This window comes from Brevibacillus panacihumi, from assembly GCF_003710985.1.
GTDB classification, from domain to species: Bacteria; Bacillota; Bacilli; order Brevibacillales; family Brevibacillaceae; genus Brevibacillus; species Brevibacillus panacihumi.
In genome coordinates, this window is record NZ_RHHT01000011.1 from 170,497 (window position 1) to 196,752 (window position 26,256).

Below are 26,256 nucleotides of genomic sequence, written 5' to 3' on the forward strand. Positions count from 1 at the left end.
TGGTATAATAAGGAAGTCAGAATGATAGGATAGCCGCCGTTGCCAAGCCAGGGGAGAGGTACCCTGGCTTGTTTCGGAATTATGCAGGGGGATCAACTTGGCAAAAAACAAACCGATTTACGTAGAGAGCACGATCCGGACAACAATCGAATCCTTGTGGAAATACACGCAAACCCCGGAGCTTCATGAGCAGTGGGATTTGCGTTTCACCAAAATTTCATATCTTCCGAAGAGGGCAGAAGATGAACCCCAACGCTTCCTCTACCAAACGAATATTGGTTTTGGCATCTCCATATCGGGAGAAGGGGAAAGTGTCGGTACGACCGAGAAGGATGAGACAAAGACGTCCGTCCTGAAGTTTTGGTCGGACAATCCCATCTCATTGATTCGGGAGGGGGCTGGGTTCTGGAGGTACGTCCCTGGTGAAGAGGGGATCCGTTTTTTTACTCGCTATGATTATCAGACCAGATTCGGAGCGATGGGCAGATGGCTGGATCGTTTGCTGTTTCGGCCGTTGATGGGCTGGGCCACGGCATGGAGCTTTGACGCTTTGCGTCTGTGGCTGGAGAAAGGCATTCATCCCAACATCTCACTGCGGCGCTCGCTAACGGAGTTGATATGTCGGATCATTTCGGCATTCATCTGGATCTATCAAGGGTTGTTTCCCAAACTGCTCTATCCGCATACGGGTGAACTGCAGCTCCTGCAAGCCACTCGTCTTTTCCCGGGGTATGAACAACTTGCTCTGCTATTTGTTGGAGTGGGGGAGATTTGCTTTGGTCTACTTTTCGCTTTTGCAGGTAGAAGCTGGCGAAAAGCCCTTCACCTCTGGAATATGATCTTGCTTGTTGCGCTTGGATTAGGGGCGGTAGCAGAGCCAACCGTTTTGGTGGAGCCTTTTAACCCGGTTACGTTAAATCTAGGCATGATGGCGTTATCGGTATGCGGCATGCTTAGTCTTCCGGATTTGCCCAATGCGTCAGACTGCTTGCGAAAGCCTGAAAAAGAAGAACGCCCCTGAACCATCCGATTCCATCGTGAGGAGTTGAACGAATTTTGAGCTCCATTTACCAAAGATTGCTGGGACCAGACTTTGCGAAGCTTCATCCAAAGATACAAGAACGGTTCGGTTTTTCCAGCCAAGATCATCGCGCCTCCATTGGTCGCGGCATCATGGAAAAAGTGTGGTACGGGAAAGCTTATACGCTTCCTTTTCTCTATGTTGGGACGTGGAGAAACATCATGTTTCCGCAGCAAGGGACGGATGTCCCGTTTACCATCGAAAATTATGCTTACGTAGACAGCTTTGGCCGCGAAACCGTTACATGGGTACGAAAATACCAATTCCCCAATCGTACGCGCCGCTTCGATGCCACGATGATCTACAGTGAGGAAAAGCAAAAAATCATTGATTACCTCGGCACCCATCAGCATTTGGCCGTGGAGATCGAGATGTCCGTAGGGGAAAATGGGGGGATGCGCCTGCAATCCGGCAATCAGTATTTTTACGAGGGATGGGCCGGCTTCAAATTCCCGATGCTGTTTTCCGGTTATGCAGATGTTTTGGAATGGTATGACGAAAAAAGCGGGAAGTACCGGATCGACGTGAAGGTTTCGAATCCGACTTTTGGTGATCTGTTTGGCTATTCGGGAGCGTTTGATGTGGAATATCTGCATGTAGAGCCCGAGCAGATACCCAAAGATGTGAAACCGGTGCGGGAAGAAAGAAGGGAATGAGAAGGAAAGCACTCGATACATGGGAGTGCTTTTTTCTCTTGACTAATATAGGGTATGGGGGTATAGTATAGCCATCTCGCAAAAGAGGGGGAAACGAAATGAGCACGACAATGGACCATGTAGACAAAACAACCCTTCAGGAAGATGCTACTTGTTGTTCGCATGACCAATCCGAGCGAAAAAGCCATCATTCCGATCAAGTAAAAAGCAATGTAATCAGCCGTTTAAATCGAATCGAAGGCCAGGTTAGAGGCGTAAAAGGAATGATTGAAAAGGATGCTTACTGTGATGACGTACTGAATCAAATTGCATCTATTCAATCGGCATTAAACGGAGTAGGTAAGCTGCTGCTGGAGCATCACATGAAAAGCTGTGTAATCGAACGGATTCAGGAAGGGGATACAGAGGTAGTAAAAGAGCTCATGGCCACCATGAATAAATTGATGAAGTAAAACGAAATGGGCAGCTGCGTGCTGCTATAATTTCCGCCCTTTATATAGGGTACAGGGGTATAGTAAAAAGTTGTTGACTTGACATACCTTATGGGGGTATATTGTGATTACCAAAAAAATGAATCGCCAGGATGATAATGAGGAGGGGGTAGTCAGTATGGAAGCAATACAGGCGAAGGGAAATAAGCAAGTCAACCTGCAGATTACAGGCATGACTTGTGCGGCATGCGCCATTCGAATCGAAAAAGGTTTGAACAAAGTGGATGGCGTATCAAGTGCCAGTGTAAATTTTGCCATGGAGAAAGCAAGTGTGGAGTATGACCCGGCGAAGGTTGATGTAGATCGTCTAGAGGAAAGCATTCATAAGCTTGGTTACGGCACAGTCAAAGAAACAGTTGACCTCCAATTGGAAGGGATGACTTGCGCAGCATGTGCATTGAGAATTGAAAAGGGATTGAATAAGCTGCCAGGTGTGAAGCAAGCCACTGTAAACTTTGCTTTGGAGACAGCCCACGTCGAGTATTCGCCAGGCGAAGTATCGATTGATGATTTGCAGAAGAAGGTGAATCAGCTTGGATACAAAGCCAGCTTGAAAACAGAGAAGGAAGCGACTCAGGATCACCGTGGCAAGGAAATTCAGAATCAGAAACGCAAATTGCTTTTTTCAGCCATTCTCTCGTTGCCGCTTTTGTGGAGCATGGTAGGGCACTTTTCCTTCACTTCCTGGATCTATTCGCCAGAAATTTTTATGAATCCTTGGTTCCAGCTTCTTCTGGCTACACCGGTCCAATTTTACGTCGGCAGACAGTTTTATGTCGGGGCCTACAAAGCATTGCGCAATGGCAGTGCAAACATGGACGTATTGATTGCCTTGGGTACGTCTGCAGCCTATTTTTACAGTGTATATCAGACAATCATTTGGTCTTCGGGCATCGAAGGAACTCACCATGTTCCGGCTCTCTATTTTGAGACAAGTGCGGTCCTGATCACCCTCGTAATTTTGGGTAAGCTGTTTGAGTCTCTTGCAAAAGGAAGATCCTCGGAAGCCATTAAGTCCTTGATGGGATTGCGGGCCAAGACAGCAATCGTCGTTCGGGAAGGTCAGGAGATCTCGATTCCGGTGGATGAGGTAATTGTTGGCGATCTGGTTCTTGTTCGCCCAGGGGATAAAGTACCTGTTGATGGGGAAGTAGTGGAAGGAATATCGACTGTGGACGAATCCATGCTGACAGGCGAAAGCATCCCGGTCGAGAAGAAAGCCGGTGATGCCGTGATTGGAGCCACCGTTAACAAAAACGGGGTGCTTCGAGTCAAAGCAACCAAGGTGGGAAGAGAAACGGCTCTTGCCCAGATTATCAAAGTTGTGGAGGAAGCACAGGGTTCCAAAGCACCGATCCAACGAATTGCTGACGTGATTTCGGGAATTTTTGTTCCGATTGTTGTCGGTATCGCGATTGTCGCATTCCTTGTTTGGTACTTCTACATTACCCCTGGCAATTTTGCAGGAGCTCTGGAAATTGCAATCGCCATCCTGGTCATCGCTTGCCCTTGCGCTCTTGGCTTGGCAACTCCTACGTCCATTATGGCTGGATCAGGACGTTCTGCCGAATTGGGAATTCTTTTTAAAGGCGGAGAGCATTTAGAGCAAACACATAAAATTGATACGATCATTCTGGATAAGACAGGAACTGTCACCAAAGGCAAGCCGGAGCTGACAGATGTCATTACAGAAGGAGATGAGACGGAGTTCCTTACGCTTGTGGGAACAGCCGAAAAAAATTCCGAACATCCACTCGCAGAAGCCATCGTGGCTGGGATTCAAGAGAAAGGCATCTCATTAACCGGAACAGAAGCGTTTGAGGCAATCCCCGGATTTGGAATTCAAGCGGTGGTGGATGGCAAAGAGGTGCTCATTGGCACCAGACGCTTATTGGAAAGATTTGAGGTAGATGCGAAGAACGCTTACGATACGATGGCCAAATTGGAAGAATCCGGAAAAACAGCAATGCTTGTCGCAATCAATAAACAGTACGCGGGTATGGTAGCTGTGGCAGATACGATTAAAGAAACCTCCAAAACGGCTGTCGCTCGTCTAAAAGATATGGGCATCCAGGTCATCATGATTACAGGTGACAACAAAAGAACGGCCAACGCGATTGCTGCTGAAGTCGGTATCGATCAGGTACTTGCTGAAGTCCTTCCAGAAGGGAAGGCTGAAGAAGTGAAGAAGCTGCAGGCACAAGGCAAAAAGGTTGCAATGGTTGGGGATGGCATCAATGACGCGCCTGCTCTTGCAACAGCAGACATTGGCATGGCGATCGGAACGGGTACGGACGTCGCGATGGAAGCGGCAGATGTGACACTCATGCGTGGCGACCTGTCCAGTATTCCGGATGCAATCTATATGAGCAGAAAAACTATGAGCAATATCAAACAAAATTTGTTCTGGGCTCTCGCTTATAACTCGCTCGGGATTCCCATCGCAGCACTCGGTCTGTTGGCACCGTGGGTCGCAGGCGCAGCAATGGCATTAAGCTCCGTGTCGGTCGTACTCAATGCCCTTCGCTTGCAACGTGTCAAGGTTCGATAAATGACTCTTGGTTGAGTAAAAAGAACCGTATTCAGAGAGGAGAAAGCGTTATGGGAGAAAAAACAAAAATTGCTGTTGCACCGGCGATCCAAGTAGGAGGAAGTCTTTTTACACCAGAACAGCTTGCTGTAATGGGGACCATTGTGGGGCAAGATGCCAAAATTGAGATGACACCATTCAAGCAGATTTACGTAGAGATTCCCCTTGAAAGCCGCGATGCTATCGTTGACGAGCTCCAACGTTCTGGTTTGGAGGTGTATCCGGCTGGCTTGGTCACGAAGAGTCTGATTGCATGCAATTTTTGCAGAGGTGCTGAAGAGGCCGGGCTGGATATCGCGAAGGAGTTAAACAAAGCCATCGCAGGAATTGAAACCCCCACGCCGATCAAAGTAGGCTATGCAGGCTGTGCTTTAGGAACGAGCGAGCCGCTGTTAAAGGATATCGGTGTTGTAAAAATGAGAGACAGCTTTGACATTTATGTGGGCGGAGATGCAAAGGGATTAAAGGCCAGCCTTGCGAATCTGCTCGTATCCGGATTGAACCAAGCTCAATTAGTTCCCGTGATCACTACGCTGATTGACTTTTATAAGGTGAATGCGAAAGGCAAAGAAAAGTTCAGCAAATTTGTCAATCGAATTACGCTGGATCAGTTGAAACACGTAGTGGAGCAAGTGGATGGCGGCAATGTCAGCGTCAATTAAATTTGTAAACGGTAGTAAGGCTGTCGAGAAAATCGACAGCCGTTTTTTACATAACATTCCAGTGGTATGCCATATTTCCTAATTGTAAGCGTTTCTTAAATCATGGCTTTATTAATGCCAAAACCACAGTCGGCTGCAACCGATTCCATGACAATTGGAGAAGTCGCACAAATTGCTGGTGTCAAAACATCAGCCATTCGGCATTGGGAACAAGAGGGGTTAATCCAATCGAGGAGAAACAAAGAGAATGGGTACAGAGTGTTTACTCGTACAGAATTAAAATTATGAAACAACTTTTGAACGATTTGGAAACTCAGCACTATAAACAAGTGGAACGATCTTTTCAGCTTGCCTTGCAAAAATTCAATTGTCAATTAAGGAACCTGTTTCTTGGGATAGCAGAGCTCATGAAATATGTTGGCTTTTATAAAGTAGATACTGAATAGAACCCCTTGACTCCGTATCTACATACAGGGTTGATAATACCAGATAAGGAGGAAAAACATGAATGGGTTAACGATCAGTCAAGCGGCCAAAGAAGCTGGTGTTCATATCGAAACCATACGATATTACGAAAGGAGAGGACTTTTGCCCACCCCGCCGAGGACAAATTCGGGTTATAGATTGTTATCATTGGAAACCGTGTACGACATTCGGTTTATTAAACGAGCACAGGAGCTGGGATTTACCCTTGAAGAGATCAAGAAGCTTTTGTCCATTTACAAGACAGAGGATTACTTTCCAATAAAAGAAATGCACGAATTTGCGACTGATAAAATTCGTCAAATCGATGAGAAAATCGAACAATTGAACAAGTTCAAATCCATGTTGGAGCTTGTGGCACATCGACCATTTTCTGATCGTACACCAACCAAAGATGAGTGTCCGCTAATCAAAAATTTATCCAATGGAGGGAAGGACTAATGGCAAAAATTGAAGTGTTTATAGCTGGAACGTATCTGTGCGAGGATATCGTCAAGCAAGTAAATGAGTTTGCTTGCTCCAAATGTGATGTAGTGATCTACGATCTATATCCGAGTAACGCCAACACCGAGATGGAGGATTTGGCAAAACAATATGGCGTTCAGTCTGTTCCGTGTGTTGTGTTGAATGGAAATGTGATAGACGTTGAAAAAGTCAAGAAAGAGAAGAGGTCATAAACGAACTACAGGAAAGCAGAGAGGTAGTGCGCATCTCTTGCATGTTTCTATCAAATCTATGAACGACCAAACCGACTCGGACTGTCGAGAGAGCCTTGATTTTCAAGGGTTCTCTCTTCTTTTTTGCCTATAAATGATATTCGTATCCTAACAACCAACCTATATCAACAACGTGAATAGGTTGCTTTCTTTAGTCGAATAATGTGATTGAAGAATATGGAGAAGGAATGATGATATGTGGAAAGCACGGACCAAGGGATCGACTCTTTGATTCTAGGTATTGATGTCGGTTCAACAACTGTCAAAGCAACAGTGGTAAATCCGAAAAACAAAGAAATTCTATGGTCAGATTATCAACCGCACCACACGAAGCAAGCGGAAAAGGTTTTGGAGTTATTAGTAGCCATTGGCAATCAATTTTCTGAAATCCCTCAACAAAACATTCGTGCATTTATCACGGGTTCAGGCGCGGGACCGATTGCTGAGCACATAGGAGCGAAGTTCGTCCAGGAAGTGAATGCCGTTACGATGGCTGTGGAACAGCTTCACCCTGATGTGGGGAGTGTCATTGAACTGGGAGGGCAGGACGCGAAAATCATTATATTTAAAGAGAATGAAGAGACAGGTAATAAACAAGCCCTGACCTCAATGAATGACAAGTGTGCATCTGGCACTGGCGCGACGATAGACAAGTGCATGATCAAAGCAGGCATGCCCATGGAAGAGGTGGGCCGACTTCATTTTGACGACTCCAAACTGCACCATGTGGCAGCCAAATGCGGTGTTTTTGCGGAAACAGATATTGTGAACCTGGTGAAAAGCGGCATTCCCTCTGCTGAAATCATGTGCTCACTCGCGGATGCGATCGTGATGCAGAATCTCTCTGTTCTGACCCGCGGAAATACGCTGCGGCACCGTGTCCTTTTGCTGGGCGGCCCCAATACATATTTGCCTTTTCTGCAAGAATGCTGGAGAAAACGGATTCCGCAGACCTGGCAAGAGCGCGGATACGACTATCCGAAAGACATGCCCATTGAAGAGCTGATCTTTGTTCCTGACAATTCCCAGTACTACGCCGCTTACGGTGCCGTGATGTACGGAATGCATGAGCCGGTTGGCGTGGGCAACTATACGGGGTTGGAAGGTTTGAAGGAATTTATTGCGCACGGTCGGAAGGCAAAGCTGGGTGAGAAGGCAGGTCCTCCGCTCATGCGTTCGGAAACAGAACAGGAAGAATTCCGCAGGGCCTATAGTATACCCAAATTTACACCCGCAACTTTCACGTCGGGGCAAAAAGTACGAGCTGTGATCGGACTGGATGGCGGTTCTACATCTTCGAAAGCGGTCCTCGTCGATGAAAGCGGAGACATCCTGCTCAAGGAGTACCAACTGTCAAAGGGCAATCCCTTGGAAGATACAAAAGAAATGTTGAAGCGGCTCCGCGACAGAGTGAGTGAGCAGGGAGCCGAGTTGGAAATTATCGGATTTGGCGCCACGGGTTACGCGGCCGATGTCCTGGAAAAAACGCTGAAAGCGGATGTCAACATTGTCGAGACCGTCGCTCATATGATGAGTGCTGTTAACCAATTTGGCGATGTCGATGTCATTTGCGATATCGGCGGACAAGATATCAAGGTTCTCTTTATGAAAAATGGGGACATCCGTAATTTTCGATTGTCCAACCAATGCTCGGCAGGAAACGGAATGTTGCTGCAAGCGATGGCCGACCAGTTCGGCATTCCCGTTCAAGAGTATGCGCAGACAGCTTTCAAGGCTGACCTATCCCCGACATTTTCATACGGGTGTGCCGTATTCCTTGATGCCGACCGCGTTAATTTTCAAAAGGAAGGCTATTCCAAGGAAGAACTATTGGCCGGTCTTGCACTGGTTTTGCCGAAAAACGTTTGGCAATACGTCGTTCAAATACCGCGCATGTCCGAACTAGGCCGCAAGTTTGTTTTGCAAGGCGGGACGCAATATAATCTCGCTGCCGTCAAAGCACAGGTCGATTACATTAAACAGCGTGTTCCTGATGCAGTGGTATATGTACATCCCCATCCGGGTGAAGCGGGAGCGATCGGCGCCGCGATGGAAACGCTGCGTGTCGTCAAGCGCCGCGGCTACTCGACATTCTTGGGTCTCGAATCAGCGATTAACCTGTCTTATATAAGCCGCAACGATGAATCTACTCGCTGTACGTTCTGTCCGAACCATTGCAGCCGCACCTTTATTGACTCCGAGACACCGGATGGACAAACGGCACGGTATATCTCTGGCTTTAGCTGCGAAAAAGGAACGGTTGAAGACAAGGAAGCCGTCATCCAATTGACCAAGAAGCGTCAAGAATTAAAGAAGCACTATCCGAATTTGGTGGAATACGAAGCGGCTCGCATGTACCAACACTTCTACGACGCAGAACCACTCCCCGAACCCGATGTACTTGTAGAGGATGTTCAGGTAAAACGCAGTTTGTTAGGCGGGATTCGGAAAAAGTCCTATCAGCGTCCATTCCAACGCTCATCCCCAGCTGAAAAGGAGCGTAGAAGCAAGATTCGTATCGGAATTCCGCGCGTCCTTAATATTTGGTCCACGGCTCCCTTCTGGCGTACCTACTTCGAGACGCTGGGTGTGGATAAGAACAACATAGTATTCAGCGACTTTACCAGCGAAGAAATGTGGCAGGAAGGCGGTAAGTACGGCTCCATAGACCCTTGCTATCCGTCTAAAGTGAATCAGGCTCATATCCATAATCTGTTGTTTAAGCATCATGAGAAAAAGCCGCTTGACTACATTTTTTTCCCATGCATCACCCACATCCCGACGCACCTGCAAAATGTCATGGATTCAGCCAGCTGTCCGATCGTAGCAGGAGCGCCAAACGTGATTAAGGCAGCCTTCACAAAAGAAATCAACTTTTTTGAGACGCGTGGAGTGGCCTATCTCGATCCGGCCGTTACGTTTACCGAACTGTATTTAATGAAGAAGCAGCTATTTGAAGCATTTAGAGACTGTCTGCACATGACAGAGGACGAAAGCGATTTTGCAGTGCAGCAGGGGTGGAAGGCGATGGATCTCTTTGATGCCGAGATGCAGGAAAGAGGCAAAATGATACTGGAACAGGTGGAACAGGAAAATCGGATCGCTTTGCTAATGATCGGCCGCCCCTACCATTCCGATCCTGGCTTGAATCACGGCGTATTGGAAGAATTTCAAGTACTGGGCTATCCGATTCTCTCCATGCGCTCCATCCCGAAAGATGAAGAGTGGCTGCGCCGCTTTTTCCAGGACGATCTGGAGAGTGGGCGTGTGGACTGCGCATTAGAGGTTCGTGATGTCTGGCCGGAAAACTTTAGTTCCAATTCTGTGCAGAAGGTATGGGCAGCGAAATTTGCCGCCCGACACCCTAACGTGGCCGTACTCGATCTATCCAGCTTTAAATGTGGACATGATGCCCCCACATACGGGCTCATCGACTCGATTATCTCCACGGCAGGGACGCCATACTCCGCCTTGCATGATATAGATGCCAACAAGCCAAGCGGTTCGATCAAGATCCGCGTAAAAACCTATGCCCACAGCTTGGGGCTTCATGAAGAACGCTTGCATGACTTGGCACAGAAAAAAGCAGAACTGCAGCAGCGTATTGAACAAAAGCGATTGGAGCTAACAGGCTTGCAAGCGAAAAGACAAACTGACTCCTACGAGCAAACCAATTTTTCTCAGACGGGCAACTAAACAAACAAAGAAATGGAGCGGAACCACCACATGTCAACCAGGAAGGATCTTCCCACCAACCATGAGACAGAACTCTCATCCTATGAAAATGATTTGCTTCGCTTTCAGGCTGAACAGGAACTCGCGTTAGGATTGGAGCAGGCCAAAAGAACCCAGTGGTTTGATCCGGTTCCCCGTCAATTTTTCATGAAGGATAAGGCAACGACTACTATCCTGTTTGGCGGATTGACCATGGCGCATGATTTTCTGGTAGAGGGCGTATTGAAGGGATTAGGCTATAAAGTGCAGCACATGGATTGCCCGGATAACGAGTCGCTTCGTTTTGGCAAGGAGTTCGGAAACCGCGGTCAATGCAACCCCACGTACTTTACTGTAGGCAACCTGATCAAATATCTGCACCATTTACGCGATGTAGAAGGCAAGTCCAAAGAGGAAATCGTCAGCAGCTATCTGTTTATCACCAGCGGCTCCTGCGGTCCGTGCCGCTTTGGCACCTATGTCACGGAGTATCGCAAAGCACTGCGCGATGCCGGGTTTGACGGATTTCGCGTCCTCTTGTTTCAGCAGCAGGATGGTCTGAAGCAAGCTACTGGAGGCGAATCAGCTCTCAAACTGGATACCTCGTTCTTCGTCGGCTTTCTGAAAGCGGTTCTCCTGGGAGATATTTTGAATGCCGTCGCTTATCGGATTCGTCCCTACGAAGTGGAAACAGGCTCTACCGATGCTGCTATGGCTCGCTGCAAGCAGATTTTGTACGATGCCTTGAAACACCGCAAGTGGCTGATTCCCGCGCTGATCAAATGCCGTAAAGAGCTGGAGTCCATTCAGGTAGACCGGACACTGGTCAAGCCGAAAGTGAGCATCATCGGTGAGTTTTGGGCGATGACAACCGAGGGTGACGGCAACTATCAATTACAGCGCTTTCTCGAGCAGGAAGGAGCTGAAGTGGAAGTGCAGTCAATGACCGCATGGATTCTCTACCTGATTTGGGAAGGACGTTACGACACCCGCAAGCGGATGAAGCTGCGTGGAGAGGATTCCGGCCGTTATGGCTTGGAAGGAAAAAATGCTGGCTCGCGTTTGCGGATGCTATTCTTAGCCGATCGTGCAATCCGAGTCATGTTCCAGACCTATGCCAAGACAATCGGTCTTGCCGATTATCATCTTCCTGACATGGACGAGATTGCCGAGGTATCCCACGAACACTACAACAACCATCTGCGCGGCGGAGAAGGCCATATGGAAGTAGGGAAACTAATTCTCAACGTGGCGAAAAAGAAAGTAAACATGACCCTCTCTGTCAAACCATTCGGCTGCATGCCGTCTTCAGGCGTCTCCGATGGTGTTCAATCATTAATCACAGAAAAATACCCGGATGCGATCTTCCTCCCGATTGAAACAACGGGAGATGGAGCAATAAACGTGTACAGCCGTGTCCAGATGATGCTGTTTAAAGCAAAACAGGCGGCACAAAAGGAGTTTGACGAAGCTCTCAGCAAAAAAGACCTTACGCTTGAACAGCTGCGAAACGTCCGCAGTTCCAAATGCACCCATCCATTGCGGGCAAGTCGTCATGTCGTTGCTTGTACAGCAGCAAACGTGGTATATGGTATGAGCGGCTTTTTTAACCGCTATTCCCTGCGGAGAAATAAGGCGGAAGTAAAAGGGGTATAAACACTGTGTCTAGGGCATCGAACGACTTTTATGAGGGCTGGTGCCAGCGTTCTCTCATAAAAGTTATTCGATGCCTTTCCCATTGACAAAATGCTCAGCCCTTGCTGCTATTCCTGGTTATAGAATGGAAAAGGGAGAACGGCTTTGTTCGTAATTGAGTCGTAGACAAATCCAGTGACTTGATTAATAATCAGAACAACCGAGTACATCAATCATTTCCCCCTCAGGGGATGAACACCTCCAAAAAGGGGATATATCATGGGTAGGAACTTTTTGCTTCATCCGCTCGCAGTCCGATACAGTGTTTTTATGCTTGGATTGGCCGTCATGGGTTTTGGGATCGCCATGATGATTAAGGCCAATGTTGGCGTTGCTCCTTGGGATACGCTGCATATCGGATTACAAAAGACCTTTGGATTGACCATCGGGATGTGGTCACAAATCATGGGCGCCAGCATTATTCTCGCGTCCTATGTAATTGGCAAAATAAAGCCTACCGTCGGAATGTTTTTGAACATGATTTTTTTCGGGCTGTTTATCGACTTATTCATGTGGCTGAACTGGGTTCCCATCGGAGATGCAGTCATTGAACGAGTCGTCTTTTTTGCTGCCGGTCTGGTCATTTACACATTCGGTACGGGAATGTATATCTCGCCGCGGCTGGGGGCTGGACCACGCGACAGCTTTATGTTGGCCCTTCATGAACGAATGGGCTGGGGCATCGGCAAAGTAAGAGTCGGGATTGAATGCACGGTCACGTTATTGGGATTTTTGCTGGGAGGCCCGGTATCGCTGGGGACCCTGGTGACGGCTGTGGCGATCGGACCGTTAATCAAGCAATTCATCCCATTGTGGGAAAAAATGATGGCAAAACCTTTCGGAAACGCTTCAGAGATCAGTCTTCATGACTAGCTTTTTTCAATCTCGATGCATCTGTAGACAACCTTCAATTTTCCCTTATTTGAAGTTTTCGGGGTGATAGTAAAACAAGATTGAGGGGTGGAGAACATGAAGTTTTCATACATACTGAATGGGATTGGTTGGGCGGATGTTCATATTGAGTGCGAAGGCAAAACCTATTACTTTGGTCCAAGCTACTTAAGCGAGCCGTTGGTTGACCTTGTTGAAGGGCTGTTGCATGTCATTCCCGGTTGTGTACCGGAAGATGCACGGAGACAAGTATCTACTTTTTGCTGGAATTATGAACCGGTTGGCTCCGAGTGGCGGATCTCTCTGCATGATCATAGCCATTTGAGGATTCATGTTGCAGAGTATGATGATATTGATGCTAAAACAGGTGGCCCAAAACTGGTATTTGATAGAGTCTGTGACCTGAGGGAAATTGTTAGCGAGGTTGTAAAAGCCCTTGAATCAATCATTTTGAAGCACGGTTTTGTTGGTTATCGACAAACATGGTATACCCGTCAAGATTTTCCGATTAGCGGTTATTTGCGGTTAAAGCATTACTTGCAAAAGGGAACGAAATACCCAACTGAAGAAGCAAAGGAAGATGGCTACATTGAATATGAGCGGTCCAGTTTAAAAGACGAGCTGCGAGCGCTACAATCCTTACTCGATGGCATGGATGAGTAGTTTGATTTCATAACCCTTTGTCTTTCCAATCAGGGGAGAGAAAGGGTATTATTTATGTTTCGGGCCATGTATTCGCCGGAAAGGTTCGTGGAGAGGAGAGATTATGTTGAAAAAAAACGAAGAACGAAACATTCCTTTCAAGTGCAAAAGATCTTGGTGTAGTAATCCCTTCATAATCGTAATGATTATGCTTTCCCTGGTTGTTTCCGGATCAATTTTGGAAGAACCACCCGTATTTGCGGCATCGTCAACGGAATCGACCGCTGCAGAAACGACAGCAGCAGTCAAACTACCATCGATTGGTTCACTCAATCTTTCAATCAGATCAGCCGTTCTGGTGGAACCCGTAACCGGTCAAGTCCTGTTATCGATAAACGCAGATAAGGCTTACGCTCCGGCAAGTATGACGAAAATGATGACGGGATACATTGTCGCGGATACAGTCAAAAAAGGAGAAATTTCATGGAACGACGTTGTAACAATCAAGGAGAATGCTTCTAAAACCATCGGTTCTCGTGTTTATCTTGCGCAAGGGGAAACGCACACTGTCAAGGAACTATATACTGCAATGCTCGTACATTCGGCAAATGACGCTGCGGTTGCTCTTGCGGAATATGTATCGGGATCTGAGCAGCAATTCGTTACGCGAATGAACGAGGAAGCCAAGCGCATGGGAATGATCCATACTTCCTACATTAATGCGTCGGGACTTGACCGCCTGGATATGCCGAAGCCATTTCGTCCTAAGGAAAACGGAGAGAATCTAATGTCCGCAATGGGCGTTGCCACACTGGTTACAGCTATCATTCAGGATCACCCTGAAATTCTGGAGATTACCAGTATCCCGTCCTATCAATTCCGTTCGTCAGACAGAGAACCCCTTCGAAACACGAACTGGATGCTGGAATCAAATGCGAGCAATCCACAATATAAACAATTCGCATATGAAGGTCTTGACGGAATGAAGACAGGATTTACCGACAGTGCCGGTTATTGCTTTGCGGGTACTGCAGAGCGCGATGGAATGCGTTTGATCAGTGTTGTAATGGGAACGGAATCGATGACGAAACGATTTACGGAGACGAAAAAAGTGTTGGACTATGGCTTCGATCACTTTGAGGTAAAACAAGTGGCAGCAGCAAACAGCACAGCAAAAGGCGTAGAAAGCGCTCCTGTTAAAGATGGCGTAAACACAGAGGTTCCGGTAATAACTGAACAAGCCGTTCACTTTATTGTCCCGAAAGGCGCCGATCCTTCTCAGCTCCCCATTCAGACCCGTATCGAGGTGGATACGCTGACTGCTCCTTTTCATGCTGGGATCAAGGCCGGAACCATTACGTACACGTACCAAATGGAAGGGATCGATCAAGTCCAAGAGAAAACGGTTAACCTCATCGCTTCGGACCAGATGGAAAAGGGAGGATGGCTCCGCTTGATGTTCCGTTCTATATGGGAATTTTTTGCTGGCCTTTTTTGAGTTTTCAAGGCAAAAAAATGCCACGCAAAGATGATGCAGGGAGACCCTATGTAAAACCAGTCTGGCAGATTTTGTTTAAAAGTTTAAGCCCAAAAAAAGGATACGGAAAGACTCGGCATCGTTCGCGATACAAAGTCTTTCCGTTTTTGTTACCTATCATTTTCCACCCGGTTCGGCCACGAATCTGCACGGCTTACTTGTCGCAGTGGCGAGCCTGCTAGATTCCGCGAAGAACAAAAAACGATGAGGGAGCCGAACCAGATCACGCTTTCGAGGTGATAATAGTGGAAATAAGCGATGCTTTGTGTGCATGAACTAACAGGCTGTATGAAGCTATGGTAAAATTAGGATATGGTTAGGAGATAGGGGGAGTAACATTTGAACAAACATAAATTTGGTGTATCTGGAAGTACGATTTTAACAAATCCAGAAAAATTTGACGAATTATTTTGGGATGATATTGACTTAATCGAAATTGGAGAGTTTCCTAATAAAACGTCTTTCCATGCTTTCTTAGATCTTTGTAGAAAAAAACAAATTCCCTTTGGCGTTCATTCTCCGTTACTGCGAAATGGAAGCAAATACGATCTGCTTGAAAAGGTCTCCACCGAACCCATCGTCGCTCGAAAGCAATTGGAAAAAGAGGCTGCGCTATTGTCACGTCTGGGTGCGGAATATATTTTGGTGCATTTTCCCTATTTTAAGGGTGAAACAAAGGAAGATGTAAACGGGAAGATCGAGAATGGTTTGCAAGAATTGTCCCGAATACAAACTGAATACAGCATACCTATTATATGTGAGCCGAAATTAGGGATTGAACGTTCTGCAAAAGGAATACAGTATCTTGATTCTTTTCCAATGGAAAAATGGGAAAAGTATAACTTGAAACTCTGCATCGACATAGGTGACTATCTACTTGCAACAGGGGATGAAATAGTAACATATTTAGAGAAGTGGAAGGAACACATTAAAGTTGTTCATTTGCACAACGTTGCGTATGAAGGCAATAGATATATGTGGATTCCCGTTCATCCAAGTCATGAGGATGACGGGAATCACTTTAAGATCGCACATATCCTGAGGTTCTTATCGCAATGCAAAGAAATCCATTTTATATTTGAACATACGCCCCATAGCAACCCTAGCAAAGAATTCGTTCGGCAAGGATATATGTGGACGAGAAATATAGTTAGGCCGAGCAGAACTGACGAGTAACCGCTCGACGGATTCAGCAGTTTGTGCACGATGAAATGAAGATTGTAACGAATCATTTTGACAAACGTAATTCCATTTTGATGGGGACGCAAAATATTTCAAATCTCAAAACATGGTGTTCCAGCGGCGTTCTTTTTCGCAGAAATCGCTGAAAATGAGCAAAGGAGAAAACATGAATGATCCAAGAATTGCCCCAATCTCGCGCAAAACGTTTTTGAGCAAAGCGATAAAATGTTTGGGCGGGATTGTTGGGTTGGGTGCAGCAACAGGCGCTTACGCATTTGGCTGGGAGCGAACCTGGCTGGATGTAGTTCGAATTCACCTGACAATACCAGGTTTAGGTGATAGTTATAAAGGAACGAAACTGATTCACTTTAGTGACGCTCATCTCGGACATTATATGGAAACGAGCGACCTGCAAGCAGTCGTCTCTGTGATCCAGAATGAACACCCCGATATCATCTGCTTTACTGGTGATTTGGTGGATGAGTCGATTTCTCCTCTTGCCGCTGCAATTCCGATTCTTGACCAGCTGCAGGCCCCCTTGGGAAAATTCGCCGTGCTGGGAAACCATGATTATCGAATCAATCAGCAAAAATCAGTGCGAGAAGGTTTGGCGGCATCGGGATTTGAAGTTTTGGAGAACAGACATGTAGCCGTAACGAAAAACGGCGAGTCATTATACATGGCAGGAGTCGAGGATGTCTTGCATGGCAAACCCGACTTGGCTCAGGCCATTTCCGACATACCAGAGGGAGAAAAGGTGATTTTGTTGGTCCACGAACCGGATTTTGCAGATGAAGCTGCCAAATATCCGATTCATTTGCAATTGTCAGGTCACAGTCATGGTGGTCAGGTACGATTGCCCTGGTTTGGTCACCTCGTGACGCCTCCTCTCGCTCGCAGATATGTACAAGGGCTGTATCGGGTAGGTCCCGACCAGATGCCAGTCTATGTTAACAGGGGATTAGGAACCACGATATTGCCCGTACGATTTTTTTGCCGCCCGGAAATTACCGTACTTACCTTACAATAGATGGGATAATTGATACACTTATGAAAATGCTCGTTGAACAGAGGAGAGATGGACTACCTGTTTCCTCGTGACGATGCAAATAAAGCGTGGAAGAAGGTGGCGATATGAGTTGGCAGCTTCCAGTGTCCATAAAAGGAATCATCCTCCAACAGGGTCAAGTTATTTTACTTAAAAATGATCGAATGGAATGGGAATTGCCAGGTGGAAGGCTGGAGCAGGGAGAAACGCCAGAAGAGTGTTTAAGAAGAGAAATTCGTGAGGAACTGGCGATCTCTTGTTCCGTCCTGCGATGCGTAGACGTGTGGGTGTATGAAGTGCTCGAAGGCAGGCATGTTTTGATTGTCACGTATCTTTGCGAAACTATGGAAACAGACCGCTTGAAAATAAGCGAAGAACATTCCGAATGGAAGAGCTTTAAAGTTGATAAAATCGATGAGGTTCACATGCCTGAAGGGTACAAAAATTCAATTAAGAAAGCATTGTGCATATAAGGCAAAAAAAAGAGGAGCGCAATAGAATTGCCCCTACCTGAGCCCCGCCTTTTCAACATACTCAAATAAAAACGATTCACCATTCCGATAAAAACGGGGATCATACAACCCCAATCGCTCATCGTCATTTACAATGACGACAAAAGGAGACCATTCGTACAGCGTTTTGGCCCTGGGATTATGAGCGAACAACGGCTCCAAATCCGCATCTTCCCGGGATTCAAGGCTTGCAACTAGCTTCAAATCCGACCAGACTGATCCGTACAACAGCTGAACCTCCTGATCACGCTTGCCTACGACGGTAAACATCCCTGGAATAAAATCCGCTGACAGCGCAGTCTGTTCAAACCTTGCGTTGACACTGTTGACCAGCACAGCCCCTTGCACCGATTGAGCAATGACATGCAAGGCCATCAGCACCCATACGATGCGGAACACACGATGGGATGGAAAGCGGCCGCGGCCCAATCGAGCAAACAGCAAACCGGCTGCCATCAACAGCCAGAAAACCACATCCACGATCGGTATGGTCCCCAAAGTTAGACGAGCAGAGGAGAACGGCTCAAAATAACCGGTTCCCCAAGCATTGAAAATATCGCTTGTATTGTGAATCCAGACAGCCAACATGGCAAAGAGGAACCAAAACCAGCCTCGAACGCGGAACAGTGCTCGTACACTGACTGCGATCAGTGCACCCCAAACTGGTACCATAAATAGTGAGTGTGTAACGCCGCGATGCCACATTTGGTACCTTCCAGCAGTGTCCCACCATGAGGAAATGACGTCGATATCCGGTATCTGTGAACCAGCAATAGCGGTGACCAGCAACGCCCTTTTTTCTTTTTTGGTCATTGTCGATTTATCTAATGCCCCGTAAAGCGTTAAGCCAAATAGCGTATGTGTAACGGAATCCATATTTCCCCCATAATGTAAATGGTTTTGTTCGTATTGTCTCATGCTATGTCATTCCTGTCTAACCCGAGAATTCATTTCATTTTCTCAGTAGAATAACCCTTTTCTAGACCAAGGTTATACCATCAGGTCATGTAGATTGGTCATCACATTCACCATCGAGCCTAATGAATAATACCCTACATTAACGCATTCAAGTGAGTGTTTTGTGTTAATGGAATCCAAATTGTTCATATAGGGGAGTATCGAATGAGTGAACAAAAGCAGAAAGATGCAAAATTAATTTATGATTACATCGTTGTAGGCACCGGTCCTGCAGGGGCTGTTATTGCAAAGAAGCTGACGGACGATAAAAAGACATCCGTTCTCGTATTGGAAGCAGGAGAAAATAATGATAGAGACACACCAATTAGCAACTCTACGTTTGCATTAGAGCTTGAGGAGCTTTATCTTCCTCACTATTTTTGGCAAGGGGAAGGAGTACCGCAGGAGAAAGTAAACGAGCGAAGTTTTGAATGGACGACAGGTCGATTATTGGGTGGGGGCTCTTCCATAAACACACAGCAGTATGTAAGACCTACGTCAGCAGTTTTTCGGCAATGGGAAAAGCTGCTGGGACCTCTTTGGTCACCGATGAATGCGATTAAGAGTTTCAAAAAAATGGAAAATTACAATGGAAAAACAAACAATGAAACTATACATGGCTATAAGGGAAGGATCGACATTCGGCAAGCACCGGAAAATCCTACAGCAATGTCCAAAAAGTTGGTATCTGCCATCGAGAAAGCAACAGGATTTCGAAAAATTCTCGATTACAATGACCCGAAAACTCCCCTAGGGCCCTTTACGCGTTGGCAATTATTTCAGCAACCCAATGGACGGCGAGAAAGTGCTTCCACCGCTTTTCTATCATCAGATATCATGACTCCCGCAGGCCAAGGAGTCAATGGTAGGAAGCTGCGTGTTTTCTTTCAATCAACAGCTCTTCGGGTTTTATTTAAAAATAAGCGAGCGATAGGCGTAGAATTTCTCAAAGAGGGGAAATGCGTGCGTGCCTACACTCGGAAAAAAGTAATTCTCTCAGCAGGTATTAATAGTGCCCAACTCTTGATGCTTTCTGGAATAGGTCCTGCGAAAATGCTAAAGGACGCGGGAATCCCTGTTGTTTTCGCCAACTCCAACGTAGGGAAAAACCTTAGAAACCACACGCTTAACTTCGCTGAGTTTAGCGCCAATCCGAAAGATAACCCAGTTCCTGCTGATGATCCAAATGCGCTATTTTCAGGTGGGGCCTTTTTGCCAGATCCCACTCCAGGCTCAAACAAAACTCGTCGTGCAGTCCAACTTATCGGAATCGGCTCAAAAGAAAAACTGGTAATCGCGATCCTCTTCTTAAAACCAAAAAGCCGCGGTTCCATAAAAATACAAAGCAATGATCCCTTGAAAATTGTGCTGGCTGATGAAGGCTATCTCAATAATGCGGCCGATCTTGAAGCAGTTAAAAACTGTTATAAGATTTATATCAAGAAGATAGCTGCACAGTTAGCTTTGATTGATCGGTCATACCGGCTTATTTCACCTACACTAGACATCATCAATAATAATCGCAAGCTTGAAGAGTTTATCAAAAATAATTTTGACCACAATCATCATGAGCAAGGTGCTCTTCGCATGGCTCCTCTTAGCAAGGGGGGAGTAGTGGATAGCCATGGTCAAGTCCATGGAGTAAAAGACCTGATTGTTGCTGATGATTCGATTATTCCATTCACTGTGGATGGCAACACGTCTGCGCCAGCCTACTTGATTGGAAATACTATCGCACAGCAGCTATTGAAACAAAACTCGAAAAAAAAGTAGAAGAATCGCCCAGGACTGCCCCTGCGGGATAGGCAGGTCGTAACTAATCCTCTGTATAAAATTGGATATTCCAACAATAATAAAACTGCATGTTTTATTCCAAACGTACAGAGGGGCAGATGAAAATGAAAAAGAAATGGTTGCTGGTTTTGCCGTTAGCCCTTGCGCTCCTTTTTAGCATGACTCCTGCAGTAGGATCTGTCCTTGCAAAGGAAGGTGACAAGAAGGATTCGACATGCCTTAGTCCCAAAATGGTGAAGCTGAAAACTGATATGCAGAAGGTCTGGATCGACCATACGATATGGACCAGAAGCTATATTGTCAGCGCCATTTCGAATCGTCAGGATCAGAAGGACGTATTGGATCGGCTTTTGCGGAATCAGCAGGACATCGGAAATGTGATCAAGCCTTATTATGGGGAGGAGGCCGGCAATAAGCTGGCTGATCTTCTGAGAGAGCATATTCTGATCGCTGGGAAAATTGTCGAAGCTGCCAAAGCGGGCAATCAGGCCGATGTAAATAAGCTAGAGGCGGATTGGCATAGAAACGCCGATGTAATCGCCAAATTTTTAAGCTCAGCGAATCCGAACTGGCCGTTTAAAACGCTGCAAGATATGCTATATACGCACCTTCAGTTGATCACGGAAATAGTCCTTGCCTGTCTCAAGGGAGATTGGAAAGCGGATATTGCAGCAACCGACAAAAACGAGATCCATATGATTCATTTGGCGGACATTCTGACAGAAGGCATCGTCAAGCAGTTTTCTAACAAATTTTAAGCAAGCGCGAGGTAGAGGAAGCCATTTTCCTGTCAACTTGGAAAATGGCTTTTTTAGTTGTAACCTCCGACATACTCACCTTTTACATACTCAATTCCCCGATGGAATCATTCCATTCAATGCACACGCGGAGGCAAAAAGACGATTTTCGAATATATGGAAATCTTTTATAATAGGTAGAGTGTTCATTCGGTGAATGATATTGTTCCGCAGAAAAGATTAATTCCGAGGGAGAAGTGTGATGATTGATATTGTAAAGCTTTTTGCAGCCCTGGCGATGGGCTACCTGATAGGCAGCCTTAATACAGCGGTGATTGTGGGGAAAATATACGGCAAGGACATTAGAAGCCATGGAAGCAAAAGCGCCGGGCTTACCAATACTCTGAGGGTACTTGGGAAATCTGCTGCGGTCTTTGTTCTTGCGGGAGATATAGCAAAAGGGGTCATTTCCTGTTTAATAGGCTTGTTCCTTGGCGTTTCCTTTTATTCAGGAGAGGCAAAAGATTGCGTAAGCCTTTTAGCAGCAGGCGCAGGAGCGGTTATCGGACATAACTGGCCGGTATATTTTGGGTTTAAAGGGGGCAAGGGAGCACTTACTGCAGTGGCTGTGCTGTTTATGGTTGACTGGGTTATGGCCCTAATATGCCTTGGCTTTTTTGTCATCATAGTCGCTTTAACCCGTTATGTTTCTTTAGGCACGATATGTGCTACAATGCTTTTTGCGGCCATCTCATTTATTCCGGTTTTTGGCAATACCTTATATTTTACTATATTTGCGTGCTTATTGGCGCTTATGGTTATTTTCAGGCATAGGGAGAATATACAAAGGCTGCTCTCAGGAACGGAAAATAAACTAATTTTTTGATCGCTGCTAACTGGCAGCGTTTTTTTGTGTTCGGTAAGTTTATTCTGGTGAAAAGTAGGTAGACTCCGAACATACGATCACTATAATGGAAATAACAGGTACAGCTAGAAGCAAGCGGATATGCAGATCATTCGTAAAATTGCTTCCCAAGAATCAGCCATTGGCACGCAGAAAGGCGAGAGACGATGAACAAATTACAAGAAGAAGCGCTGGGAGAGATGAAAACGGCGATTCATAAATGGTTTGACGAACAGGAAAATCGAAAGGACGTGGAGGCAACGGTCAAGCGCACCACGTTGCAAATCGGCATCTTCAACTACATCATGCTGGATTATCGTCCGGGCAGGACTCATGTGGACAGTTCGAGATCTAGGGGAAGTGACGCTGGCAGGAGGTCGATGAAGGCTTCGCCTTTTACACGGGAGCAAATCTTGCAAGAGGTTCAGCCTCTGCTGGCGGACATTGTAAAGGAGAAACTGGACAGGCTCGGGACGTCGCCGCTGATCGATTACCGGTTTACCTTCCAAGGAACCTTCGCAACGACAGAAGGGCTTGTGAAAATAACGGTGCTGGAAACCGTATATGAAGAGAAAAGGCAGCAGCTTCTGGACCGAATTCAGTCCTATATAGAGAAAAGACTGGAAAAGGGCTCTTACCCGACAAAGCCGCTGGAAACCTTCTTTTTGGCGCGTCATCTGCTGGATCCGTATCTGTTTCCCGAACCGGAAGTCGCAAGGACGATTGCTATATTTGACCGGATACAGGAGCTGAACAAAGAACGGGTGGAGGCTCTCGCCGAGCATCGAAGAGATATCATCCATTCCTTGACCCGCTGGGCCGAGAACACATTCTTGCCACATTACTATCATGTCATTCGTTCCGAATACGGATCCAATGAATATGAAATCAAGCCGGATGCTGCTCTGGAGAACTTGGATGAACCGAATCAGCCTATCGACCTTCTGTTGTACGGCGCGGTGATGATTATTCGTTACGAGCCGAACTACAGCAAATCCAAAGGCCAGACTTTTCTGGAGCTAGCTAAGCAGCTTGGTTGTGGTAAAGCCGTTCGTATGCTGAAGGAGGGCAGCGACAGCTTCTCGCAAGAAGACGTCCATATGCGAGATGAATGGGTCGAATGCAAGGCTAACGATGTTTTTTCCCTCTTTACCGTTGTTATTCGCAAGGAAGAAGCCGCGGCGTATGAGCGGGCGATTTCGTTTATTCTCTCCCTGCTCCGAAAGGGCTTTCCAAAAAGCTACAAAATCAAGTTAAAATCCAGTGTGAGAGAGGCTTTGCCCATCAAGGGGCTTGCCAAATCAGATACGCACCGTTTTTTTGCAAATGCGTTGACTTATCCCGAACTGCATCCGTTATTGGAGGAGTACGCTCGTGAGGCGATGGTAGAGTTTGAGTGGTACGAAGATACGGAAGACGAAAAAAGCGTCATGCCTGGCAGCTATGCCGTATTCGGGCTGGGACTTTCGGGCGAGCGGTATTTTCCTTTGGTCGAAGCTTACATGGCCCTTGTAGATGACGAGCATCAGCTGATGCATGACAAGTTCACGGCCGTTTTTGCCGCCACCCATGGCGTAACGGAACGATCTACTCCTACCTTGGTCGCCTGCCTGCTGCGCTCCCACGATTCGCTAAAGCTGAAGATTCAGACAGAGCTGGAAAGCGAAGACAAGCTGCTGCTTTTCGTAAAGCACATAGAGGCTTTGTCTGATGACGAGGCCGAGCGGGTGCTGTACCCGATCTGGGGGGAAACGGAGAAGCTGGCTGCATTGGCTCGCAAGGCACAGGAACCGCGCAAGGAGCTGCTGCTTCGTCTGGTAAAGGCGGCGGGTAAAATGTGACTGGTACTATGGGCACAGTTCTAATCATATTCTTAAAAAAGGAAGCAAGAGGAGGGAGTGCTTAAGTTAGTTGAAAAAGGTTAGAGTTCGTTTACGGCCTATTGTAAGCAAGATAAATATGCCCACTGTTTTGAAAACAGCTGTACTTCCAAGTGATTCCGTTGAAAGTTTATTTGTTGCAACCCAAGTAGGAGAGATTTTTTCCATACGAGATGGTGTGATAAGGACATTTTTAGATATTACCCCGCGAATCTTAAAACTAGGTGTCTCAACTGGTGGATATGATGAACGGGGGTTGTTAGGGCTTGCGTTTCATCCCAAGTTTTACTACAACGGCCTCTTCTATCTTCATTTTTCAGTAGCTGGAACACAAGGTCCAGGTGCCCTTCCTGGTGCTTTTGAATCTTTTAAGCCGAATCCGTGTGATCCTCGAACCTTACACCTAAAGTGGATGAATCGAGAAATTCAATACGATCATGTTGATACAGTTGAAGAATGGATTCTCCAATCGAATGGTCGACTTCAAAAACGGCGGACGTTACTGAACATAAGAAGGCCTTTTTTAAATCATAATGGTGTCAATAGCTTAAACTTTTCACCTGAAACTGGAAAACTTGTTTTAACAACCGGAGATGGTGGATCGGGCTATGATCCGTTTCATTTAAGTCAAAATGATATGGAAATCGCCGGCAAAATTATCGAAATTGATGTCGATACGAATTCATTTTTTTATAATCCACCTGTGGTTACTCGTTTTGATGAACTTCCTGTACCTATTCAGGAGACGCTTACGGTCATTGCCAAAGGGGTTCGCAATATCCCAGGCATTTCATTTCAAAGCTTCGGTAATCAGTACATCAAATATGCGAGGTTTGTCGGACAGGATTTGGTAGAGTCGATTTTTTCATTCGTTCATTATAGACCAATACCGGTTACCCAGCTTGTGCAAGCATCATTCATGAATTCTGTATCTGAGCAGGAAGGATTCATCAACTTTGGCTGGCGAGGGTGGGAAGGTGCTTTTCCTACTTCGCTGATTACGGGCTGCCCGACAAATCCAAACTTGGAAGAGAAAAAAATTGCTTATTACAATGATGCAGTACAGACTTCAGCGAGGCGTCTTCCGCCATTAATGAGCTATTTTCATAAAGACCCAAGACCCGATAAATTTGGTGGAACTGCGCTTACAGGAGTCCAGCCCTATATGGGGAATGCGCTTCCCGATTTAACGGGAAGCGTTGTGTTTACCGATCTAGCCAGGAATGAAGGATCTCCCCCTCCAGTTCGAGGTGTTTTAGCTTATACCCGGGCACAAACAGATTGTAAACCAAATGATTTTAGTGTTATTGAAACCGATTATCATTTTGGATCTCAATCTTCTTATTATGTTAGTTTGGGAACGAATCTGGATCAAACGAGATTATATTTGGGGGTTTATGGTTCTACGAAGGTGGCTGATGCTAACCAAGGAACCGTTTTTGAAATTGTTCCATAATGGATAACGATAATATCCGACGTGATCAACCGATTCGGCGTTACCGTACTAATGCGGTAATATGGCAAGAAGAACTGTGAGCCATAGAGTGCGAAAATTACAGAATCGCACTCTTTTTTTGTCCATAATGTTTATTATCAGGTTTTTCTTTTGTCTCAGCCTATTTTTCTAATTGAAGTTACTACTTTACGATTACCATGTTTTTCATTTGATTTGTCTTTCATCTACATGCTATATTAGCTTTCCGCCACATTAGATATGAACCAGTGGCAAACAACCAACATTTGGTCGTTGATGAACCGCATTAAAACATGATATATTGTGTGTTACCAAAAATTGTTGGTTGAATCAGTATTTCAAACATGTTATATTGTTCTTCCGCTTCTTTGAAAAGTGGTTGAGTGAAAGCTTACAATGCTCTTTGAAAACTGAACAGCGAAAGCGTTGATGAGTCTATCATTAATGATTTGCCAGCTTTGAACCAGAAGCAAACTTTATTGGAGAGTTTGATCCTGGCTCAGGACGAACGCTGGCGGCGTGCCTAATACATGCAAGTCGAGCGAGGGTCTTCGGACCCTAGCGGCGGACGGGTGAGTAACACGTAGGCAACCTGCCCATAAGACTGGGA

General features: G+C 46.1%; 21 protein-coding genes, 1 rRNA gene and 1 pseudogene. 22 read left to right on the forward strand and 1 reads right to left on the reverse strand.

From position 1 onward, the window contains the following. Positions 1–97: 97 nt before the first annotated feature. The 16 genes and pseudogenes from EDM58_RS07390 to EDM58_RS07465 all read left to right on the forward strand — a co-directional run bounded on the left by EDM58_RS07390 (position 98) and on the right by EDM58_RS07465 (position 17,861). Positions 98–1,021: a DoxX-like family protein gene (locus EDM58_RS07390; RefSeq protein ID WP_122912763.1), complete on the forward strand. Its 924-nt coding sequence runs from the start codon at positions 98–100 to the stop codon at positions 1,019–1,021. 35 nt (positions 1,022–1,056) lie between these two features. Further along, positions 1,057–1,737 carry a DUF4166 domain-containing protein gene (locus EDM58_RS07395; protein WP_122912764.1) on the forward strand — a complete coding sequence of 227 codons (681 nt, stop codon included), beginning with the start codon at positions 1,057–1,059 and terminating at the stop codon, positions 1,735–1,737. A 98-nt stretch (positions 1,738–1,835) separates the two neighbouring features. Further along, complete coding sequence (locus EDM58_RS07400) at positions 1,836–2,189, forward strand: metal-sensitive transcriptional regulator (RefSeq protein WP_246000562.1); 354 nt, start codon at positions 1,836–1,838, stop codon at positions 2,187–2,189. Between the two features lie 157 nt (positions 2,190–2,346). Continuing rightward, on the forward strand, positions 2,347–4,779 hold the full coding sequence (locus EDM58_RS07405) for a heavy metal translocating P-type ATPase (RefSeq protein ID WP_122912796.1): 2,433 nt from the start codon (positions 2,347–2,349) through the stop codon (positions 4,777–4,779). A gap of 50 nt (positions 4,780–4,829) precedes the next feature. After that, positions 4,830–5,480 (forward strand): NAD(P)/FAD-dependent oxidoreductase, encoded by a 651-nt coding sequence (locus EDM58_RS07410; RefSeq protein WP_122912765.1) that lies wholly within the window; start codon positions 4,830–4,832, stop codon positions 5,478–5,480. Between the two features lie 138 nt (positions 5,481–5,618). Further along, positions 5,619–5,926 (forward strand): annotated as a pseudogene (locus EDM58_RS07415) (MerR family DNA-binding transcriptional regulator); the annotation flags it as partial. A 58-nt stretch (positions 5,927–5,984) separates the two neighbouring features. Next, positions 5,985–6,404, forward strand: coding sequence for a MerR family transcriptional regulator (locus EDM58_RS07420; protein ID WP_122912766.1), 420 nt, complete (start codon positions 5,985–5,987; stop codon positions 6,402–6,404). Beyond that, positions 6,404–6,640, forward strand: a complete 237-nt coding sequence (locus EDM58_RS07425) for a thioredoxin domain-containing protein (protein ID WP_122912767.1) — start codon at positions 6,404–6,406, stop codon at positions 6,638–6,640. The genes EDM58_RS07420 and EDM58_RS07425 overlap by 1 nt, the downstream gene beginning before the upstream one ends. 237 nt (positions 6,641–6,877) lie before the next feature. Next, positions 6,878–10,375, forward strand: coding sequence for a BadF/BadG/BcrA/BcrD ATPase family protein (locus tag EDM58_RS07430; protein WP_122912768.1), 3,498 nt, complete (start codon positions 6,878–6,880; stop codon positions 10,373–10,375). 30 nt (positions 10,376–10,405) lie between these two features. Then, positions 10,406–12,049 (forward strand): 2-hydroxyglutaryl-CoA dehydratase, encoded by a 1,644-nt coding sequence (locus EDM58_RS07435; protein WP_122912769.1) that lies wholly within the window; start codon positions 10,406–10,408, stop codon positions 12,047–12,049. Between the two features lie 258 nt (positions 12,050–12,307). Then, positions 12,308–12,961: a YczE/YyaS/YitT family protein gene (locus EDM58_RS07440; protein ID WP_122912770.1), complete on the forward strand. Its 654-nt coding sequence runs from the start codon at positions 12,308–12,310 to the stop codon at positions 12,959–12,961. 96 nt (positions 12,962–13,057) lie between these two features. Then, positions 13,058–13,642, forward strand: a complete 585-nt coding sequence (locus tag EDM58_RS07445) for a hypothetical protein (RefSeq protein WP_122912771.1) — start codon at positions 13,058–13,060, stop codon at positions 13,640–13,642. A 103-nt stretch (positions 13,643–13,745) separates the two neighbouring features. Further along, positions 13,746–15,119: a D-alanyl-D-alanine carboxypeptidase family protein gene (locus tag EDM58_RS07450; protein WP_122912772.1), complete on the forward strand. Its 1,374-nt coding sequence runs from the start codon at positions 13,746–13,748 to the stop codon at positions 15,117–15,119. 378 nt (positions 15,120–15,497) lie between these two features. Next, complete coding sequence (locus EDM58_RS07455) at positions 15,498–16,334, forward strand: TIM barrel protein (protein ID WP_122912773.1); 837 nt, start codon at positions 15,498–15,500, stop codon at positions 16,332–16,334. Between the two features lie 172 nt (positions 16,335–16,506). Next, on the forward strand, positions 16,507–17,370 hold the full coding sequence (locus EDM58_RS07460) for a metallophosphoesterase (RefSeq protein ID WP_122912797.1): 864 nt from the start codon (positions 16,507–16,509) through the stop codon (positions 17,368–17,370). Positions 17,371–17,474: 104 nt separating this feature from the next. Continuing rightward, on the forward strand, positions 17,475–17,861 hold the full coding sequence (locus EDM58_RS07465) for an NUDIX hydrolase (protein WP_122912774.1): 387 nt from the start codon (positions 17,475–17,477) through the stop codon (positions 17,859–17,861). Positions 17,862–17,894: 33 nt separating this feature from the next. Here the strand turns inward: EDM58_RS07465 and EDM58_RS07470 are convergent, their stop codons facing one another. Next, entirely contained in the window at positions 17,895–18,776 is an 882-nt protein-coding gene (locus EDM58_RS07470; RefSeq protein WP_122912798.1) for a metal-dependent hydrolase, read from the reverse strand. 246 nt (positions 18,777–19,022) lie between these two features. Here EDM58_RS07470 and EDM58_RS07475 point away from each other — a divergent pair, with 246 nt between their 5' ends. The 6 genes from EDM58_RS07475 to EDM58_RS07500 form a co-directional block, all read left to right on the forward strand. Further along, positions 19,023–20,630 (forward strand): GMC family oxidoreductase, encoded by a 1,608-nt coding sequence (locus tag EDM58_RS07475; protein ID WP_122912775.1) that lies wholly within the window; start codon positions 19,023–19,025, stop codon positions 20,628–20,630. 125 nt (positions 20,631–20,755) lie between these two features. Beyond that, a complete protein-coding gene (locus tag EDM58_RS07480; RefSeq protein WP_183187444.1) occupies positions 20,756–21,409 on the forward strand; it encodes a PH domain-containing protein in 654 nt (217 codons plus the stop codon). A 241-nt stretch (positions 21,410–21,650) separates the two neighbouring features. Further along, positions 21,651–22,274, forward strand: coding sequence for a glycerol-3-phosphate 1-O-acyltransferase PlsY (plsY, locus tag EDM58_RS07485; RefSeq protein ID WP_122912776.1), 624 nt, complete (start codon positions 21,651–21,653; stop codon positions 22,272–22,274). Between the two features lie 185 nt (positions 22,275–22,459). Next, a complete protein-coding gene (locus EDM58_RS07490; RefSeq protein ID WP_122912777.1) occupies positions 22,460–24,133 on the forward strand; it encodes a DUF6138 family protein in 1,674 nt (557 codons plus the stop codon). 70 nt (positions 24,134–24,203) lie between these two features. After that, a complete protein-coding gene (locus EDM58_RS07495; protein WP_122912778.1) occupies positions 24,204–25,628 on the forward strand; it encodes a PQQ-dependent sugar dehydrogenase in 1,425 nt (474 codons plus the stop codon). 494 nt (positions 25,629–26,122) lie between these two features. Beyond that, positions 26,123–26,256 (forward strand): 16S ribosomal RNA (locus EDM58_RS07500); the annotation flags it as partial.

Coding starts and splice junctions, on each gene's coding strand:
- EDM58_RS07400 (WP_246000562.1), top strand. CDS start 1,836: ATGAGCACGACAATGGACCATGTAGACAAAACAACCCTTCAGGAAGAT.
- EDM58_RS07405 (WP_122912796.1), top strand. CDS start 2,347: ATGGAAGCAATACAGGCGAAGGGAAATAAGCAAGTCAACCTGCAGATT.
- EDM58_RS07410 (WP_122912765.1), top strand. CDS start 4,830: ATGGGAGAAAAAACAAAAATTGCTGTTGCACCGGCGATCCAAGTAGGA.
- EDM58_RS07420 (WP_122912766.1), top strand. CDS start 5,985: ATGAATGGGTTAACGATCAGTCAAGCGGCCAAAGAAGCTGGTGTTCAT.
- EDM58_RS07425 (WP_122912767.1), top strand. CDS start 6,404: ATGGCAAAAATTGAAGTGTTTATAGCTGGAACGTATCTGTGCGAGGAT.
- EDM58_RS07435 (WP_122912769.1), top strand. CDS start 10,406: ATGTCAACCAGGAAGGATCTTCCCACCAACCATGAGACAGAACTCTCA.
- EDM58_RS07440 (WP_122912770.1), top strand. CDS start 12,308: ATGGGTAGGAACTTTTTGCTTCATCCGCTCGCAGTCCGATACAGTGTT.
- EDM58_RS07445 (WP_122912771.1), top strand. CDS start 13,058: ATGAAGTTTTCATACATACTGAATGGGATTGGTTGGGCGGATGTTCAT.
- EDM58_RS07450 (WP_122912772.1), top strand. CDS start 13,746: ATGTTGAAAAAAAACGAAGAACGAAACATTCCTTTCAAGTGCAAAAGA.
- EDM58_RS07460 (WP_122912797.1), top strand. CDS start 16,507: ATGAATGATCCAAGAATTGCCCCAATCTCGCGCAAAACGTTTTTGAGC.
- EDM58_RS07465 (WP_122912774.1), top strand. CDS start 17,475: ATGAGTTGGCAGCTTCCAGTGTCCATAAAAGGAATCATCCTCCAACAG.
- EDM58_RS07470 (WP_122912798.1), bottom strand. CDS start 18,776: ATGGATTCCGTTACACATACGCTATTTGGCTTAACGCTTTACGGGGCA.
- EDM58_RS07475 (WP_122912775.1), top strand. CDS start 19,023: ATGAGTGAACAAAAGCAGAAAGATGCAAAATTAATTTATGATTACATC.
- EDM58_RS07480 (WP_183187444.1), top strand. CDS start 20,756: ATGAAAAAGAAATGGTTGCTGGTTTTGCCGTTAGCCCTTGCGCTCCTT.
- plsY (WP_122912776.1), top strand. CDS start 21,651: ATGATTGATATTGTAAAGCTTTTTGCAGCCCTGGCGATGGGCTACCTG.
- EDM58_RS07490 (WP_122912777.1), top strand. CDS start 22,460: ATGAACAAATTACAAGAAGAAGCGCTGGGAGAGATGAAAACGGCGATT.